The organism is Desulfovirgula thermocuniculi DSM 16036, assembly GCF_000429345.1.
GTDB classification, from domain to species: Bacteria; Bacillota; Desulfotomaculia; order Desulfotomaculales; family Desulfovirgulaceae; genus Desulfovirgula; species Desulfovirgula thermocuniculi.
Genome location: NZ_AUBR01000064.1, coordinates 1 through 14,525 on the forward strand (window position 1 = coordinate 1; position 14,525 = coordinate 14,525).

Genomic DNA, 14,525 nt, shown 5'->3' on the forward strand with positions numbered 1-14,525 from the left:
TCATCGTTTCCGGCGGGCGGGGCATGAAGGCGGCGGAGAACTTCAAGATCTTGGAGGAGCTGGCCGACGTCTTGGGCGCCGCCGTGGGGGCCTCGCGGGCGGCGGTGGACGCGGGATACGCCCCGCACAGCATGCAGGTGGGGCAGACGGGCAAGACGGTGTCCCCGCAGCTGTACATTGCCTGCGGCATTTCGGGGGCCATCCAGCACCTGGCGGGCATGAGCTCGTCCAAGGTCATCGTGGCCATCAACAAGGACCCCGAGGCCAACATCTTTAAGGTGGCCGACTACGGCATCGTGGGGGACCTCTTTGAAATCGTGCCCTTACTTACTGCGGAATTTAAAAAGCTGCTGGGTAGGTAAAACTTACCGTTGTTTTAGCTAAAAAGAACCTGTGATAAAATATTCTGAAAGAACCTCTGGCTTGTACAAGCCTGTGTGCTGATTTTAAAGGGTGGTTTTTCCCTCCTCGCGCCGGATTTATTATAAAAACCACCCCTTTTGGCAATATCGTGCTTTTGCTGCAGGCGGGTTATGCGTCCTGCGAGAAATAAAGAGGGTTCGGAAGTACAAGGGGCTTTGTAAAAGGGTGGGGTGGTAAAAGTATGACGGCAAAGTACCAGGTTTACACTAAAAACGCTTTTGCCGAGAGAAGGGAACACGCCTGGCTCTTTTCCAATGCCGAACTGTTGAGGACCATCATGAATTACTCCTACGATACCATACTCGTCACCGACGGAAATGGGAAGGTTATATTTGTCAACCCGGCAGCGGAAAAGTCGCTGGGTTTAAGTGCCGACCAACTGATGAACAAAAACGTGAGGGACCTGGTAAAAGAAGGCGTCTACGATAGATCGATGGTGCTTGAGTCCCTGGAAACGAGGTCGATTGCCACAGGGATAGTAAAAACGCGCACCGGCATTACCCTGCTGGTGACCAGCATACCGATTTTGGACGAAAGCGGCAGGGTGAAAATCGTCATCACCAACGGACGGGAAGCAAACATCATTGAAAAGTACCTCCTGGAGCTGGAAAAGGAGAGGGCCAGGGTCCACCGCTACAAGGCGGCGGTCGACTTCTTGAGCGAGGCAGATTTCGACCGCGACGCCCCGGTGGCCGAAAGCCCGCAGATGCGCCAGATTATAGATATTTGCAACATAATTGCCAAGACGGACAGCACCGTGTTAATTACCGGCGAGTCGGGGACGGGCAAGGAGGTTATTGCCAGGTATATCCACAAGAACAGCCCGCGGGCAAGCGAACCTTTCATTCCGGTTAACTGCGCGGCCATTCCCAGGGACTTGCTAGAGTCAGAATTTTTTGGCTACACCAAGGGGGCGTTTACCGGGGCCAACGCCCACGGCAAGCCGGGTTTATTCGAGATCGCCGACAAGGGAACGCTTTTTTTGGACGAGATCGGGGAGCTACCCCTGGCCATGCAGTCAAAGTTGTTGCGGGTGCTGGACACGGGCGAGGTGCAACGCCTGGGGGGTACCACCTTTACCAAGATAAACGTCCGCGTCATTGCCGCTACCAACAGGGACCTAAAGAAAATGGTGGAGGAGAAGGCTTTCCGGGGCGACCTTTACTACCGCTTAAACGTCCTCCCCATCCACCTGCCCCCCTTGCGGGAGAGGCCGGAAGATATCTTGCCCCTGGCCAGGAGGTTTCTGCAGGAGCTAAACAAAAAGTACGGGTTAAAGAAGAGGATGAGCCCCCAGCTGGAGAAACTCTTGCTCAGCTACGACTGGCCGGGCAACGCCCGTGAACTGCGTAATGTCATAGAGAGGCTGGTGATTACCTCCCGGGAAGAAGAGCTGCACCTGGACGAGGGCATGCTGGAGAGGAGGGTCCCGGAAGAAAGAGAGAAGGCGGGGGGTTCTGCGGGCGGAGTGTACGAGCCCTCCTGGCCCCAGGGAACCCTGCGGGACTTTCTCAAGGAAATGGAAAGAAGGTATATAAGCCAGGTGTTGAGGGAATGCAACGGGCGCATTGGCGAAGCGGCCCGTCGCCTGGGCATCCACCGCACGATGCTTTACCGGAAGCTAAGGGGATACGGGTAGGAACTATTAGGAAAGCGCTTCCAGCATTTCCCGGAGCATTCTGGCGTTGATGACGGCCTGACCCCGGTAGTGGTTGTTGAAGGCTACGAAAACCCTCTCCGCTTTGCCCGCCAGGCTCCTTATGCCCGGCACCCACTCCCGCAGCTCTTCATCCGTGTAGAGGTAGTCGTAGCGCTCGTAGGCCTGCTCGTGGTGCCACCACTTGGCGGCGTTGCGCCCGTGGAAGCGCACGTAGGCGACGGGGGCGGTGCAGGCCACCGCCGGCCCGGGCAGGCCCCTTAAGGCGGGCTCGTCCACGCAGGTGTACCCGAGGCCCAGCTCGCGCAGGAAGTCCCAGGCGGCCCTTCCCGTCCAGGTGTGGTGCCTGAACTCCACCACCGCCGGCACAGGAAGGAGGAGGCGGCTGAGCCCGGCCAGGTAGCGCCTGTTCTCGGGGGTGTGGTGGAAGGAGTAGGGGAACTGCAGGAGGACCGCCCCCAGCTTCCCCGCGACGGCCAGGGGCTGCAGGGCAAAAAGGAAGCGCCGGGCAAATTCCACCACGTTCCCCGGCCTTTCGTGCGTGAGGGACTTGTGCGCCTTTACGGTAAAGACGAAGCCGGGCGGCGTTTTGCGGGCTAGGGCCTCGGACATTTTGGGTGAGGGCAGGGCGTAAAAGGTGGAGTTTATTTCCGTGAAGGGAAACTCCTGGGCGTAGTATTCCAGCATTTTGCTCCTGGGCAGCTTTGGCGGATAAAAGTAGCCCAGCCAGTCGCTGTAGCTGTAGCCGGAAGTGCCGATGAAAATACGGGCGGCCATGGCAAGCCCCTCCTCAAAAATCTCCCGGTAAGACAATTTTGCCGCCTCCGGGAAGGGTTCCTTTCTGCCCGGGCGGAATTTTTATTTAGGGGCCGGGGAGGCAAGGAAAACTTGACCGTACGGCGTTAAATTTGTTATTTTTGTTGATGTTATTAACCATTTGCTTAAAGGAGAAGGGCTGGTTATGTTGCAAATAAGGTGGCACGGCAGGGGAGGCCAGGGGGTGGTGGCGGCGGCGCGCCTCTTGGGGCGCGCGGCAGCCGTTTACGAGGGGCGCTACGCCCTGTCGTTTCCCTCCTTCGGGACGGAGCGCCGCGGAGCGCCCGTGAAGGCGTTCACCCGCCTTGGCGACCGCCCCATAAGGGACCGCAGCCAGATCTACACGCCGGACTGCGTGGTGGTCTTTGACGTAACCCTCCTGGAGGGCGGGGATACTTGGCAGGGCCTGCGGCACGGGGGCATCTTCCTCCTTAACGCCCCCTTCGAGCCGCATTCCCTCCCTCTCCAGGGCGTGACCTTTTATCGGGTGGACGTGACGGCCCTCGCCCGGGAGGTTCTGGGCCAGCCCCTGGTAAACACGGCCATGGTGGGGGTGCTGGCGGGAATTACGGGCTGGGTGAGCGGGGAGGCGGTGAAGGGGGCGATATTTGACCTTTTCCCCGCCCGGCTGGCGGAAAAAAACTGGCTGGCAGCGGAAAAGGCTTACCTCCTAGGGCAGGAGCTTCGTGAAAAGGGGAGAAGGGCATGATACCGGTTTTGCCTACGCCTCACCTTTCCTCGCGCACGGGTGCCTGGCGCATGCTGCGCCCGGTGCTCGAGGCCGAAAAGTGCAACGGGTGCCTCGTCTGCTGGCTCTTTTGCCCCGAGGGCAGCATCAGGCGGGAGAACGGCTCCGTGAGCATCGATCTCGACTACTGCAAGGGCTGCGGCATTTGCGCCCGGGAGTGCCCGCGCCGGGCCCTGCGCATGGTGGAGGAGGCTTCCTTCATGGGCGAGGGGGGCGGTAAACTTGCGTGACTACCGCAACGCCAACGAGGCGGTGGCTCTGGCGGTGCGCCTGGCCAGGGTGGAGGTGGTGGCTGCCTACCCCATCACGCCGCAGACGGCCATTGTGGAGGAAATAGCCGGCCAGATAGCCAGGGGCGAGCTGGACGCGGAGTACATACGGGTGGAGTCAGAGCATTCCGCCCTGGCCGCCTGCTACGGCGCCGCCGTGGCGGGGGCGAGGGTTTTTACGGCCACCTCCTCGCAGGGGCTGGCCTACATGTACGAGATGCTCCACTACGCCAGCGGCAGCAGGGTGCCGGTGGTCATGGCGGTGGTCAACCGGGGGCTGGCGGCCCCGTGGACCATCTGGACCGACCACCAGGACAGCGTTTCCTGCCGCGACACCGGCTGGATACAGCTTTACGTGGAAACGGCCCAGGAGGCCCTGGACACCGCCCTGCAGGCGTACAGGATTGCCGAGCACGGCGAGGTTTTAACGCCGGTCATGGTGTGCCTAGACGGCTTCGTGCTCTCCCACACCGAGGAGGTCGTGGAGATTCCCCGGCAGGAAGAGGTGGACAGCTTCCTCCCCCCGTACAGGCCGGCTTATTACGTCGATCCGGAGCGGCCCGCCGTTTTTGCCCCCGGCATGGGCCCGGATCTTTACCCTTCTTACAAGCGGTCGCAGCAGCTGGCCATGGAAAAGGCCCGGGAGGTAATTAAGGCGGTGGACGAAGAGTTCGGGGCCCTTTTCGGGCGGCGCTACGGGGGGCTGGCCGAACCATACCGTTGCGAAGGGGCAAAGGCCGTACTGGTTACCCTGGGCTCCGTGACCAGCACGGCGCGCGAGGTTGTGGACCGCCTGCGGCAGCAGGGGCACGCGGTGGGACTCCTGCGCCTGCGGGCCCTGCGCCCCTTCCCGGCCCAAGAGATAAGGGAAATCCTCGGCGGAGCGGAGGTGGTGGCCGTCCTGGACCGCAACTGCTCCTTTGGCCTGGAGGGGGCGGTTTGCACGGAGGTCAAGGCAGCCCTTTACGGCCTGGCGCGCCAGCCGCAGGTCCTGGGCTTCATCCGCGGCCTGGGCGGCCAGGACATCTCCCAGGCCGACATCGAGGAGATCTTCCAGCACGCTTTAAGTTTTTCCCCAGGGAGAAGGTGAGGTTTTGCGCATCGAGGAGTTGCGGGAGGAGGAGTTCGTTTGTGGCTCTTTTGCCTGTGCCGGCTGCGGGGCCATCCTGGCCGTGCGGCTGGCGCTTAAAGTCCTGGGCCCGGAGACGGTGGTGGTGACCACGCCCAGCTGCCTCTTGGGCGTCACCACCTTTTACCCCCAGCTGGCCTTTAAAGTTCCCTGCGTGAACGTCCCCTTTCCCGCCACGGCGGCGGCGGTGAGCGGGCTGGTGGCGGGCCTGCGGCGTAAGGGCCGGGAAAACGTCCGCGTTCTGGGCATTGCCGGGGACGGCGGCACGGTGGACATCGGCCTGCAGGCCTTATCCGGCGCGCTGGAGAGGGGCGACCGCTTCATCTTCCTCTGCTACGACAACGAGGCGTACATGAACACCGGAGGCCAGCGAAGCGGCTCCACCCCTTTAGGAGCCAGCACCGCCACCACCCCCGTGGGCAGGGGAGCAAAGGGGGAAGACCGCCCCAAAAAGGACATGCTGCGCATTGTGGCCGCCCACAACATACCCTACGCCGCTTCGGCGAGCATCGGCTACCCCGCCGATTACATCCGGAAGCTGGAGAAGGCCGTGAAGGCCGGGGGCCCGGCCTACATCCAGGTGCTCACCCCCTGCCCCCCGGGGTGGGGTTACCGGAGCGACCTGACCGTGCACCTGGCGCGCCTGGCCGTGCAGGCGGGGCAGTGGGCCCTGGCCGAATACGAGGAGGGAGCGTGGCGCGTGAAAGAGGTGTCAAACCCCAGGCCCGTGCGCGAGTACTGGGCGTTGCAGAAGCGCTTTGCCCACCTCTTGCAGGAAAGCGGCGGGGAGGGATAAGCTTGAAGGAGTACCGCAACGAGCCCATCGTAGTGTACTGGTACCTCGAGCGCTGTGCCCACGTGGGTTACGGGGAAGGCGGGGAGCTCCTCGACCGCGGCGGTCGCTTTGCCCTTTGCCGCTGCGGCGCCAGCGCCAACCAGCCCTTCTGCGACGGGAGCCACCGCGGGAAGGAGTGAGGTGTGCCCCGTGGAGGCAATTTTTAACCGCCAGTGGACGTGTGTGGTGAAAAGGCTTTCCGGGGTTCTGGAGGCGGAGACCCACTACCTGGACACGGCGCGGGAGATGTCCGTGCGCTTGACGGTGGAGCCCCGCACCTTTGCCATTTTAAAGGCCACCTCCGAAACCTGCCGGAGCCCGGAGGGCAGGGAGCGCTGCCGGGCAAGGGAAATTCCCGAGCTGGCGGGCGTCACCGCCTACTTCGAGGCAAGCAAGGAGCTGCACCGGGTGCGCTGGGAGAGCGAGCTGGAGCGCCTGCTCATTGCGGAGAGCATCCGCGGCGTCATCCAGGCGGAAACCTTCCTGCTGCCGGAGCGGGGCTTTGCCTCGGCCAAAGCGTATGACGAATACTGGGAGCAAATGTACCGGAACTCCTGCCGCTACTACAGCAACCTGGAGCGGGTGAGGAGGCGGTGGATGGAGCACGTGGCCGAGCAGGAGAGGTTTGGCCTCCTTTACGCCCGTCACTACGCCCTCTCCGTTTACGGTGCCGGAGGCGGTTCCTCCCGGCTGCTCTTGACCGGCGCTTTCGGCGATTCCTTCCACGAGCTGAACCTGGTCCTGGAGGTGGCCTGGCCCGGCGGCAGCGTGGTTTCCGCCTCCGCCCGCATGCTGCGCGGCCCGGACGAGGTGTGCCGCGAGGGCATGGAGCTGGCCTCCGGCTTGGTGTCTAGGCAACTCACCGCCCTGCGGGGCAAAAAGGAGGTGGCCGCGCTCTTAGGGGGGCAGAACGGCTGCGTGCACCTCATTGACCTGGCCTATAACTTGCTGCAAACCGTTCCTCCCACACTAGATTTTTCTAGGTACAACTCTGCATATCCAATAGTTTAGCTAAGCAACCAACGTTAGCAAGGTAGACGCTACATACATAACCGAGAGTTGTGGTAAAGGCCATCGCTTCCCGGAAAACTTCCGCAGAAGCTGCCCGCGACGGGAACGGTAACGCCGCGCCGCCGACCTTGTAGGACAGCGGCCTCGTAAGGCTAAAACCGACCCGGGCGATATTCAAGCTTCCCGCATAGTCCCGGTCCGCCTGCCAGCCGCACGAAGGGCAGACAAACCAGGAGCCGGAATCTCTTTCGGTCTTGTCCCCCGGGGAGACCACGTGCTTCCCAGCGTCCAGGCACCGCGGGCAGATCCGGCTCGTGCCTCCCGGAGGCACCGCAAACACCCGGATGCCCGCCAGCCTCGCCTTGTATTTCAATAGCCGGAAAAGGAGGCCACGCACCACGGTGGTCACCCACCAGTTGAGGTCTTTGCCGCGGCCCTTTTTACCGCGCAAGCCGACCAGCCACTCAACGTATATGTGGCGGCACCTGAAGATTTTGGCCAGCAGGACCAGAAGCGTGCTCACCGCGTGCGCCAGGGCGTGCTGTATGCGGTGGTACTTCTGCCAGGCCGCCGCGATCTTCCGGTTCAGCTCCTTCCAGGCGGCGCTTCCCTTCTCGTACCGATCCCGCAGCCCCTGAAGTTTCCCGATGTGCTCCCGAATGCGAAAGAGCTTAGCTTTGAGCCCGGACCAGAACACGAAGAACGGCGGCGTGAGTTGGCCTTCCCGGGAAACCACCGTGCAGGTAACCAGCTTCCGCAGGCCCCAGTCGCAGGCCAGGGCACACCCGGAATTACCCGAAGGCTCCTCCTCCGGCACCTCCACCTTCACGTCCAGCAGGGCAACAAGCTCCCCGTCCGGCTTGACCTTGAGCCGCAGGTCCGGAGCACAAAGAACCCCGCCCGCGGCCAGCTTCTCCAGAAGCTCGGCCGGTAGCTTTACCGAAAACGGCAGCCACCGCCAGTCCTTCTTCGACCGCGGCTCCGGGACAATCGGCAACTTTATTTCGCCTACCAGCTGGTCCCCTTCCAGGCGCCAGCGAGCCGCCTGCCCGTTCTCCGACCCGTCGTCCGGAGCCAGGGTATACGTGAACCGCTTCGGTTCGGGCTTCCTTTGGAACTCAAAGAAATCCCGCGGCGGTCTTTCGTGCTCAGCATAGAACTCCCCCAACTGTTCGGCCACATTCAGAAGGTAACCAAACTTTTCCGGGTTTCCTTCAGCTTTGAATTCCTCGTAGAGCTTTTTCGCCGCGCTCTTTGCTCCGTCGGTAAAGAGCGGAAGCAGGTGCTCGAATATGCGCTTCCGCTCGGCCTGGGAACGCAGGATGCGGCCTGCGGATTCCAGAATGCACCGCCAGGGGCGACTGGGAACGTATACTCCCCGCGGACGAGAAAGCTCCGTGTCAAGGAGCTTCCAGATCTGCCCGGAGTGAGCGGCCACCCTTCCCAGTCCCTCATAAGACCAATAATTCTCCAAGGCCTGCTCCTGCAGCTTCACTCCCAGCGCAGTCAGGTTCTTTACCGGCCCAATAAAATCACTCGGCAGCCTTACGCTCGTCGTCAGTATCAAGGCGTTTTAGCGCCTCCTTTACTTCCTCCTTTAGCTTTTTTACCTTGTGCGACCTGTGTCCGTAGAGTTTGCCTGCAAAAGAAGTGACTATGGTGAGAAGATCCTCCACTAATTCCTGTTGGGGACTGCGGTCTTCTTCACGGTTGAGCACGAGCACTTCGACGCCGAAGCTGTTGAAGTATTCCTCCAGGTACTCGAAGCCAAACCGCGTCAGCCGGTCGGGATAGGTGACTGCAACGGCGCGTATTTTTCTCTCCCTGGCCATCTGCATGGCTTTCCGCAGGCCCCTGCGGTCGGTGGAGAGGCCGGAACCAACGTCGGTCAGCACCACCACATCGGAAAATTTAGAGCCGTATGCTTCTTTCAATACCCCCACCTGCCGCTGGAGGTCCGCTTTCTGGTCATGACCCGATACGCGGGCGTAAAGCACTGCGACGTCCGGGTTAGACTCGCCCAAGAGGCGCCGGATCTCTTCCTCGGGGAAGCGGCGCTCCCGCCCCATCCAGACGGCCCGGATTTTTCCTTCCTTCTCCCACCGACGTAAGGTGTCTTTGTGAATGCCTAGCAGAACTGCAGCTTCAGCGGTGCGATACAAGCGTTGTTTGTGGTACCTCGGCATTTTGTGTAATCACCAAGGATAGTATAGCAAATTAGTTAACTGTTAGCAACCCTGCAGCTGTGTGAGTCGTGGAGCGCAAGGGGCTGAGAGGCTGACGGCTGGCAAGGAGGCGAGCGGCCAATGCCTGCCAATCTTACCCCCCAGTACCACGCCGCCGAAGAGGCTTTCCGCAACGCTACCACCATTGAGGAAAAGATCGCGGCCCTGGAAGAAATGCTGGCCGTGATCCCCAAGCACAAGGGCACGGAGAAGCTGCAGGCGGACATCAAGAGGCGCCTGGCCCGCCTGCGCGAGGAAAGGCAGAAGAAAACGGCCACCAGCCGTTACGACCCCTTCCACGTGGAAAAGCAGGGAGCCGGGCAGGTGGTCGTGGTAGGCTACCCCAACAGCGGCAAGTCGGCCCTGGTGGGCGCCCTCACTCGGGCCAAGGTGAAGGTGGCGGACTACCCCTTTACCACCACCGTGCCCTTCAGCGGCATGATGCCCTACGAGGAAGTCTCCGTGCAGCTGGTCGATACCCCGCCCTTTACCGCCGAAGGCTTCCCGCCCGGGCTGGCCGGCCTGATGCGCAACGCCGACGCCCTCCTGCTGGTCATCGATGCCAGTGCCGGGGACTGCCTGGACCAGCTGGAAAATTCCCTGCGGCTGCTCGGCGAGCGCAAGATCGTCCGCAGCGAGATACCGCCCGGCGTCAGGGCCGTGCCGCCCCACCGCCTGGTGGTGGTGGCCAGCAAGGCGGATTTGCCCGAGGGAAGGGAAAACACCGGGCTCTTGCAGGAACTCCTGCCCCCAGGCATGGAAATACTGCCGGTTTCCGCCACCGCGGGCACAAACCTGGAGGAGCTCAAGCGCAGGCTCTTTGCGGCCCTGGAGGTCATCCGCATCTTCACCAAGCCCCCGGGCAGGGACCCGGACCTGACCCGCCCTTTCGTTTTGCCGCGCGGCTCAAGCGTTTTGGACCTCGCCGCCCACATCCACAAGGACTTTTTAAAGACGCTACGAGGGGCGCGCATCTGGGGCTCGGCCCGCTTCCCCGGCCAGAGCGTGCCCAAGGAGTATATCTTGCAGGACAAGGACATCGTCGAGCTGCTGGTATGAGCTTTAGGCAAGCGAGCGGCGGCACACACGCCGCTTTTTTTGTTTATCGGCGCGCTAGAGATCCTCGGGTTTCCAGGACGGCGTGCATGCGGATAGGCGCTTTGTTTTTTTGCTCGCGCCGGTTCCGGGAGCCGCCTTGGTCGGGCGCGTGGCGCCCCTCGCGGGCGGCGTTTGGCGGGCCAGCGGGTAAAAAGGGCGGGCGACCTGGCGCAATTGGCCCGCCAGCGGGAGCGGCATTTTCCGCCACCGTTCGCGGCGCCATGTCTATAGTTTAACTGGTCAGAACAACATTTAGCCTGAAAAATCTTAACATTCGCACAGGTTACCGCTAAACTGTGTTAACAAGAGTAACGCAAGGAGGGAGAGGAGCTATGGCCATGGAGGCAAAAGTTCTGGAGAGCCTGCTAAAGGAAGAGCGCGCGTTCCCGCCGCCGCCCCACTTTGTGGAAAAGGCCCTCGTGAAGGACAGGTCGCTTTACGAAGAGGCCAGGGCGGACAGGGAGGCCTTCTGGGCCAGGCAGGCCGAGAACATCCACTGGTTCCGCAGGTGGGATAAGGTTCTGGACGACAGCAAGGCGCCCTTTTACCAGTGGTTCGTGGGAGGCAAGCTAAACGTCTCCTACAACTGCATTGACCGCCACCTGAGCACCTGGCGCCGCACCAAGGCGGCCATCATCTGGGAAGGGGAGCCCGGGGACGACCGGGTGCTCACCTACCAGGATCTTTACCGGGAAGTCACCAAGTGCGCCAACATGCTTAAAGAGCTGGGCATAAAGCGGGGAGACCGGGTGACCATTTACCTGCCCATGATCCCCGAGCTGCCCATTGCCATGCTCGCCTGCGCGCGCATCGGCGCTCCCCACAGCGTGGTCTTCGGCGGCTTCAGCGCCGAGGCCCTGCGCGACCGCATCAACGACTGCCAGGCCAAACTGGTCATCACCGCCGACGGGGGTTGGCGGCGGGGCAACATCGTGCCGCTGAAGAAGAACTGCGACGAGGCCCTGGCCCAGTGCCCCAGCGTGGAAAAGGTCGTGGTGGTCAGGCGCACCGGCCAGGACGTGAACATGACCGCCGGGCGCGACTACTGGTGGCACGAGCTGATGGCCAAGGCGCCCATCGGCTGTCCCCCCGAGGAAATGGACGCCGAGGACATGCTCTTCATCCTCTACACCAGCGGCACCACCGGCAAGCCCAAGGGCGTGGTGCACACCTCCGGCGGCTACCTGGTGGGCGTCAGCACCACCCACCGCCTCATTTTCGACATTAAAGACGACGACATTTACTGGTGCACCGCCGACATCGGCTGGGTCACCGGCCACTCCTACATCGTTTACGGGCCCCTGGCCAACGGGTGCACCACGGTAATGTACGAGGGCAGCCCCGATTGGCCGGAGCGGGACCGCTTCTGGGCCATTGTGGAGAAGTACGGCGTGACCATCCTCTACACGGCGCCCACGGCCATCCGCGCCTTCATGAAGTGGGGCACGCAGTGGCCGGCCAGGCGCGACCTCAGCTCCCTGCGCCTCCTGGGGACGGTGGGCGAGCCCATCAACCCCGAGGCCTGGATGTGGTATTACAAGTACATCGGCGGCGAGCGCTGCCCCATTGTGGACACCTGGTGGCAGACGGAGACGGGCATGATCTTGATTTCCCCGCTGCCCGGGGTAACCACCTTAAAGCCCGGCTCGGCCACCGTGCCCTTCCCCGGCGTGGAGGCGGCGGTGGTGAACAGCTCCGGCGAGGAGGTCCCCCTGGGCAGCGGCGGGTACCTGGTCATCAAGTCCCCGTGGCCGGCCATGCTGCGCACCATCTACGGCGACCCGGACCGCTACGTGCAGCAATACTGGAGCAAGTTTGACGGCATGTACTTCACCGGGGACGGCGCGCGGTGGGACGAGGACGGCTATTTCTGGATCGTGGGGAGGGTCGACGACGTGATTAACGTCAGCGGCCACCGCCTGGGCACCATGGAAATTGAGAGCGCCCTGGTGGACCACCCGGCGGTGGCGGAGGCGGCGGTCATCGGCAAGGCCCACGAGATAAAGGGGCAGGCCATCAGCGCCTTTGTGACCTTGAAGGAGGGCATTGCGGGCACGCCGCAGCTCGCGGAGGAGCTGAAGGCCCACGTGGCCAAAAAGATCGGGGCCATCGCTCGCCCGGACGACATCTTCTTTACCGCCGAGCTGCCCAAGACGCGCAGCGGCAAGATCATGCGCCGCCTCCTGCGGGACATAGCCGAAGGCCGCGTCCTGGGGGACACCACCACCCTGGCCGACCCTTCGGTGGTCTCCCAGATCAAGCAGCAGTACGAGTCCCAGGAGGCGTGAGGTATTGAAGCGAAAGGCCGCCGCGGTTCCCCGCAGGAAGGCAAGGGCTTTTGTGCGGGAGCTGTGGCGGCCCACTGGTACAACATCCAGGCCGACATGCCCCAGCTGCCTCTGCCCCAGCACCAGGACTGCCGCCGGGCGGAGAAAGAGCCCGCTTCGCCGGGCGGCCTGTGGATGGCCATCAGCGAGGCGGTGGAGGACGCCGCCGGCAGGACCGGTCCCTTCCTTGTCCCGCCTGCCCCAGGTGGACCTCTTAGGAAAGGGAAGCCTCCGGGAAATGCCATCCCGGAGGCTTTTTTACCAGTAGCCGCGGATGCCCTGCACGTTCAGGCGGCGCCAGATGCCCTTGCCGCTAAGGGTAATCCTGATCCCTTCCCGGGAGTCGATCTGGGCGTTTTTGCTCACGAAGATCTTTAAGCCGTTGGAATCTACCTGGTGGTAGTCCTCAGGGTTTTCGGGTGGGCCTGCATACACGGCAGGCTCGTAAATGACGTTCCCTCAGCCGCCGCAGGGCTCCAGCACCACGGTAATGGCGTCGGCTTTTTCCAGGATGTAGTCCCTGGCTTCGTCGGAAACGTGTGCCTGGATCACCGTACTCTTCCTCCTTTCATACCCCCTACGGTATCTTTAGTGTAAGGCCGCCCGCCTGCCGTGTCAATACCCTTTATAAAACCGCCGCGGGAAGACCCGCCTCCTTTAGACCTACTAACAGATGTCAAGGGGTATCTTTTAGGTTTTTATTCAGGTAGTCAGGGTCATAGGGCTGGTTCTTTGATAACACGGCAAAGATGATGCTGCAAAGCTTGGAGGCCACAGCGGCCTGAGCCTGTTTGGGGTGCTTTCCTCTGGCGATTAATCTCTCGTAGTAAGACTTCAGTACCGGGTCATGCAGGCGGGCTGTGCCGGCAGCAATCCACAACGCCCGCCGCAGGTAGGGCGAACCTCGCTTGGAAAGTCGGGTACGCGAGCCCTCAAAGGTTCCGCTTTGATAGACGGTGGCATCCAACCCGGCGTATGCCCGGAGCTTTTTAGCGTTCCCAAACCGGCTGATGTCACCGATTTCGCCAAGGATAGCAGCCCCGAGAACCGGACCAACGCCCGGCACAGAAAGAATCAATTGGTGCTCCTGCATTAGGTTGGTAATGGCTTCGTCCAATTGCTTAACCTGGCCCATAATGAACTCTAGTTGCTCCAGGAGGAGCCGTAGCTCCAGAGTGAAGGCATCGAGGCCGTAGCGAATGCCGAAGGAATTGGCGGCTCGCTCCTTAAGTTGTCGGGCTTTATCTAGAGAGAGGCGCCCGTTGCTGTATTTCTTCAGCAGTTCGGCAAGCTCGCTCAGGTCGGCATTGGCTAGCTGTTCCGGGTCAGAATAAGTCTTGAGAACCTGGATAGCCGCCTGCCCGAATGTATTACCAAAGCAACCCGGGAACTCGGGGAAGATGCGGTCGAGGATACCCAGGATACGGCGTTTAATATCGCCTATGGTTTGCGTGAACTCAACCCGCAGGCGGGAGAGTTCGCGCAACTGAACCAGAGGTTCATCGGGAATTTTGGTTTCCGTAAAGCGTCCGAAGCGCAATACCTCGGCAACCAGGAATGAGTCTTTGCGGTCGTTCTTAGTCACGCGGATATAAAGGTTGCGCAAGCTATCGGATTGGATGGGGTTAATGACCTTTACCGTGCAGTCAGCTGCCGTCAAGAAAGTGTATAAGAGACCGTCGCAAAACTGAGGGAAAACAGCAAGTTATAACACTTTAACCAAGTATAATTAACAATATATGGCAATCAGGCTTTTATGGAAGAGCTTACCACAGCAAATCGCCACCTTTAGTACCAATATAAAGTAACCAAGTCCTTGAAAAAGGCAGAGAAACTCCTTATTCCTAGGCTGCCGCGGTTTTGACTGCCCGCTTGGCAGCAATTGCCAGGTACACCCATCGCTTGAAGTTTACCGCCAGGGCAGTGAAAATGGCCTGAAGCCTAGTCTTTACCAGCCCCCAGTAGCGGGCGCGTCGTAACCCGTGCC

Annotated in this window: 14 protein-coding genes and 1 pseudogene; 10 read left to right on the forward strand and 5 right to left on the reverse strand. The window is 61.4% G+C overall.

The genetic code is table 11. From position 1 onward, the window contains the following. Window positions 1-362: electron transfer flavoprotein subunit alpha/FixB family protein (locus G454_RS0112705; RefSeq protein WP_027718922.1), on the forward strand; the 362-nt coding region annotated here is incomplete at its 5' end. A gap of 242 nt (window positions 363-604) precedes the next feature. Beyond that, window positions 605-2,062 (forward strand): sigma-54 interaction domain-containing protein, encoded by a 1,458-nt coding sequence (locus G454_RS19100; protein WP_051276392.1) that lies wholly within the window; start codon window positions 605-607, stop codon window positions 2,060-2,062. 6 nt (window positions 2,063-2,068) lie between these two features. On the opposite strand, the gene G454_RS0112715 is transcribed toward G454_RS19100, so the two are convergent. Next, on the reverse strand, window positions 2,069-2,893 hold the full coding sequence (locus G454_RS0112715; protein WP_245574405.1) for a DUF72 domain-containing protein: 825 nt from the start codon (window positions 2,891-2,893) through the stop codon (window positions 2,069-2,071). Window positions 2,894-3,041: 148 nt separating this feature from the next. Between G454_RS0112715 and G454_RS0112720 the strand changes: the two genes are divergently transcribed. From G454_RS0112720 to G454_RS19110, 6 genes are read left to right on the forward strand one after another with little or no spacing between them, the layout of a single operon-like run. Next, window positions 3,042-3,605 (forward strand): 2-oxoacid:acceptor oxidoreductase family protein, encoded by a 564-nt coding sequence (locus G454_RS0112720; RefSeq protein ID WP_027718924.1) that lies wholly within the window; start codon window positions 3,042-3,044, stop codon window positions 3,603-3,605. After that, the gene (locus G454_RS19105) at window positions 3,602-3,874 is read left to right on the forward strand and encodes a 4Fe-4S binding protein (RefSeq protein WP_051276394.1); all 273 of its coding nucleotides are present in this window, start codon (window positions 3,602-3,604) and stop codon (window positions 3,872-3,874) included. Before G454_RS0112720 ends, G454_RS19105 begins: the two co-directional genes overlap by 4 nt. Next, on the forward strand, window positions 3,867-5,003 hold the full coding sequence (locus tag G454_RS0112730) for a transketolase C-terminal domain-containing protein (RefSeq protein ID WP_027718925.1): 1,137 nt from the start codon (window positions 3,867-3,869) through the stop codon (window positions 5,001-5,003). The genes G454_RS19105 and G454_RS0112730 overlap by 8 nt, the downstream gene beginning before the upstream one ends. Before the next feature lie 4 nt (window positions 5,004-5,007). After that, window positions 5,008-5,838: a thiamine pyrophosphate-dependent enzyme gene (locus G454_RS0112735; RefSeq protein WP_156896784.1), complete on the forward strand. Its 831-nt coding sequence runs from the start codon at window positions 5,008-5,010 to the stop codon at window positions 5,836-5,838. 2 nt (window positions 5,839-5,840) lie between these two features. Continuing rightward, the gene (locus tag G454_RS21825; protein WP_169719364.1) at window positions 5,841-6,017 is read left to right on the forward strand and encodes a CDGSH iron-sulfur domain-containing protein; all 177 of its coding nucleotides are present in this window, start codon (window positions 5,841-5,843) and stop codon (window positions 6,015-6,017) included. A gap of 10 nt (window positions 6,018-6,027) precedes the next feature. After that, window positions 6,028-6,888 (forward strand): DUF2889 domain-containing protein, encoded by an 861-nt coding sequence (locus tag G454_RS19110; protein WP_156896785.1) that lies wholly within the window; start codon window positions 6,028-6,030, stop codon window positions 6,886-6,888. Here G454_RS19110 and G454_RS0112750 read toward each other — a convergent pair. Together G454_RS0112750 and G454_RS0112755 are read right to left on the reverse strand one after the other, a co-directional pair. Beyond that, window positions 6,857-8,455, reverse strand: coding sequence for an RNA-guided endonuclease InsQ/TnpB family protein (locus G454_RS0112750; protein WP_027718927.1), 1,599 nt, complete (start codon window positions 8,453-8,455; stop codon window positions 6,857-6,859). The genes G454_RS19110 and G454_RS0112750 overlap by 32 nt on opposite strands. Next, the gene (locus G454_RS0112755; protein WP_027718928.1) at window positions 8,421-9,074 is read right to left on the reverse strand and encodes an IS607 family transposase; all 654 of its coding nucleotides are present in this window, start codon (window positions 9,072-9,074) and stop codon (window positions 8,421-8,423) included. The genes G454_RS0112750 and G454_RS0112755 overlap by 35 nt, the downstream gene beginning before the upstream one ends. 120 nt (window positions 9,075-9,194) lie before the next feature. On the opposite strand from G454_RS0112755, the gene G454_RS0112760 reads away from it, so the two are divergent. Both G454_RS0112760 and acs read left to right on the forward strand, forming a co-directional pair. Beyond that, window positions 9,195-10,172, forward strand: coding sequence for a GTPase (locus tag G454_RS0112760; RefSeq protein ID WP_027718929.1), 978 nt, complete (start codon window positions 9,195-9,197; stop codon window positions 10,170-10,172). A 371-nt stretch (window positions 10,173-10,543) separates the two neighbouring features. After that, complete coding sequence (gene acs, locus G454_RS0112765; RefSeq protein ID WP_211230093.1) at window positions 10,544-12,499, forward strand: acetate--CoA ligase; 1,956 nt, start codon at window positions 10,544-10,546, stop codon at window positions 12,497-12,499. Window positions 12,500-12,796: 297 nt separating this feature from the next. Here acs and G454_RS22605 read toward each other — a convergent pair whose 3' ends face one another. Further along, on the reverse strand, window positions 12,797-13,090 hold the full coding sequence (locus G454_RS22605) for a CC/Se motif family (seleno)protein (RefSeq protein ID WP_281168473.1): 294 nt from the start codon (window positions 13,088-13,090) through the stop codon (window positions 12,797-12,799). 124 nt (window positions 13,091-13,214) lie between these two features. Then, window positions 13,215-14,204, reverse strand: a pseudogene (locus tag G454_RS19115) (IS110 family RNA-guided transposase); the annotation flags it as partial. Window positions 14,205-14,525 lie beyond the last annotated feature (321 nt).

Excerpts from the sequence above, each read along its gene's own strand:
- G454_RS19105 (WP_051276394.1), top strand. The coding sequence starts at position 3,602 with ATGATACCGGTTTTGCCTACGCCTCACCTTTCCTCGCGCACGGGTGCC.
- G454_RS19100 (WP_051276392.1), top strand. The coding sequence starts at position 605 with ATGACGGCAAAGTACCAGGTTTACACTAAAAACGCTTTTGCCGAGAGA.
- acs (WP_211230093.1), top strand. The coding sequence starts at position 10,544 with ATGGCCATGGAGGCAAAAGTTCTGGAGAGCCTGCTAAAGGAAGAGCGC.
- G454_RS0112720 (WP_027718924.1), top strand. The coding sequence starts at position 3,042 with ATGTTGCAAATAAGGTGGCACGGCAGGGGAGGCCAGGGGGTGGTGGCG.
- G454_RS0112755 (WP_027718928.1), bottom strand. The coding sequence starts at position 9,074 with ATGCCGAGGTACCACAAACAACGCTTGTATCGCACCGCTGAAGCTGCA.
- G454_RS0112760 (WP_027718929.1), top strand. The coding sequence starts at position 9,195 with ATGCCTGCCAATCTTACCCCCCAGTACCACGCCGCCGAAGAGGCTTTC.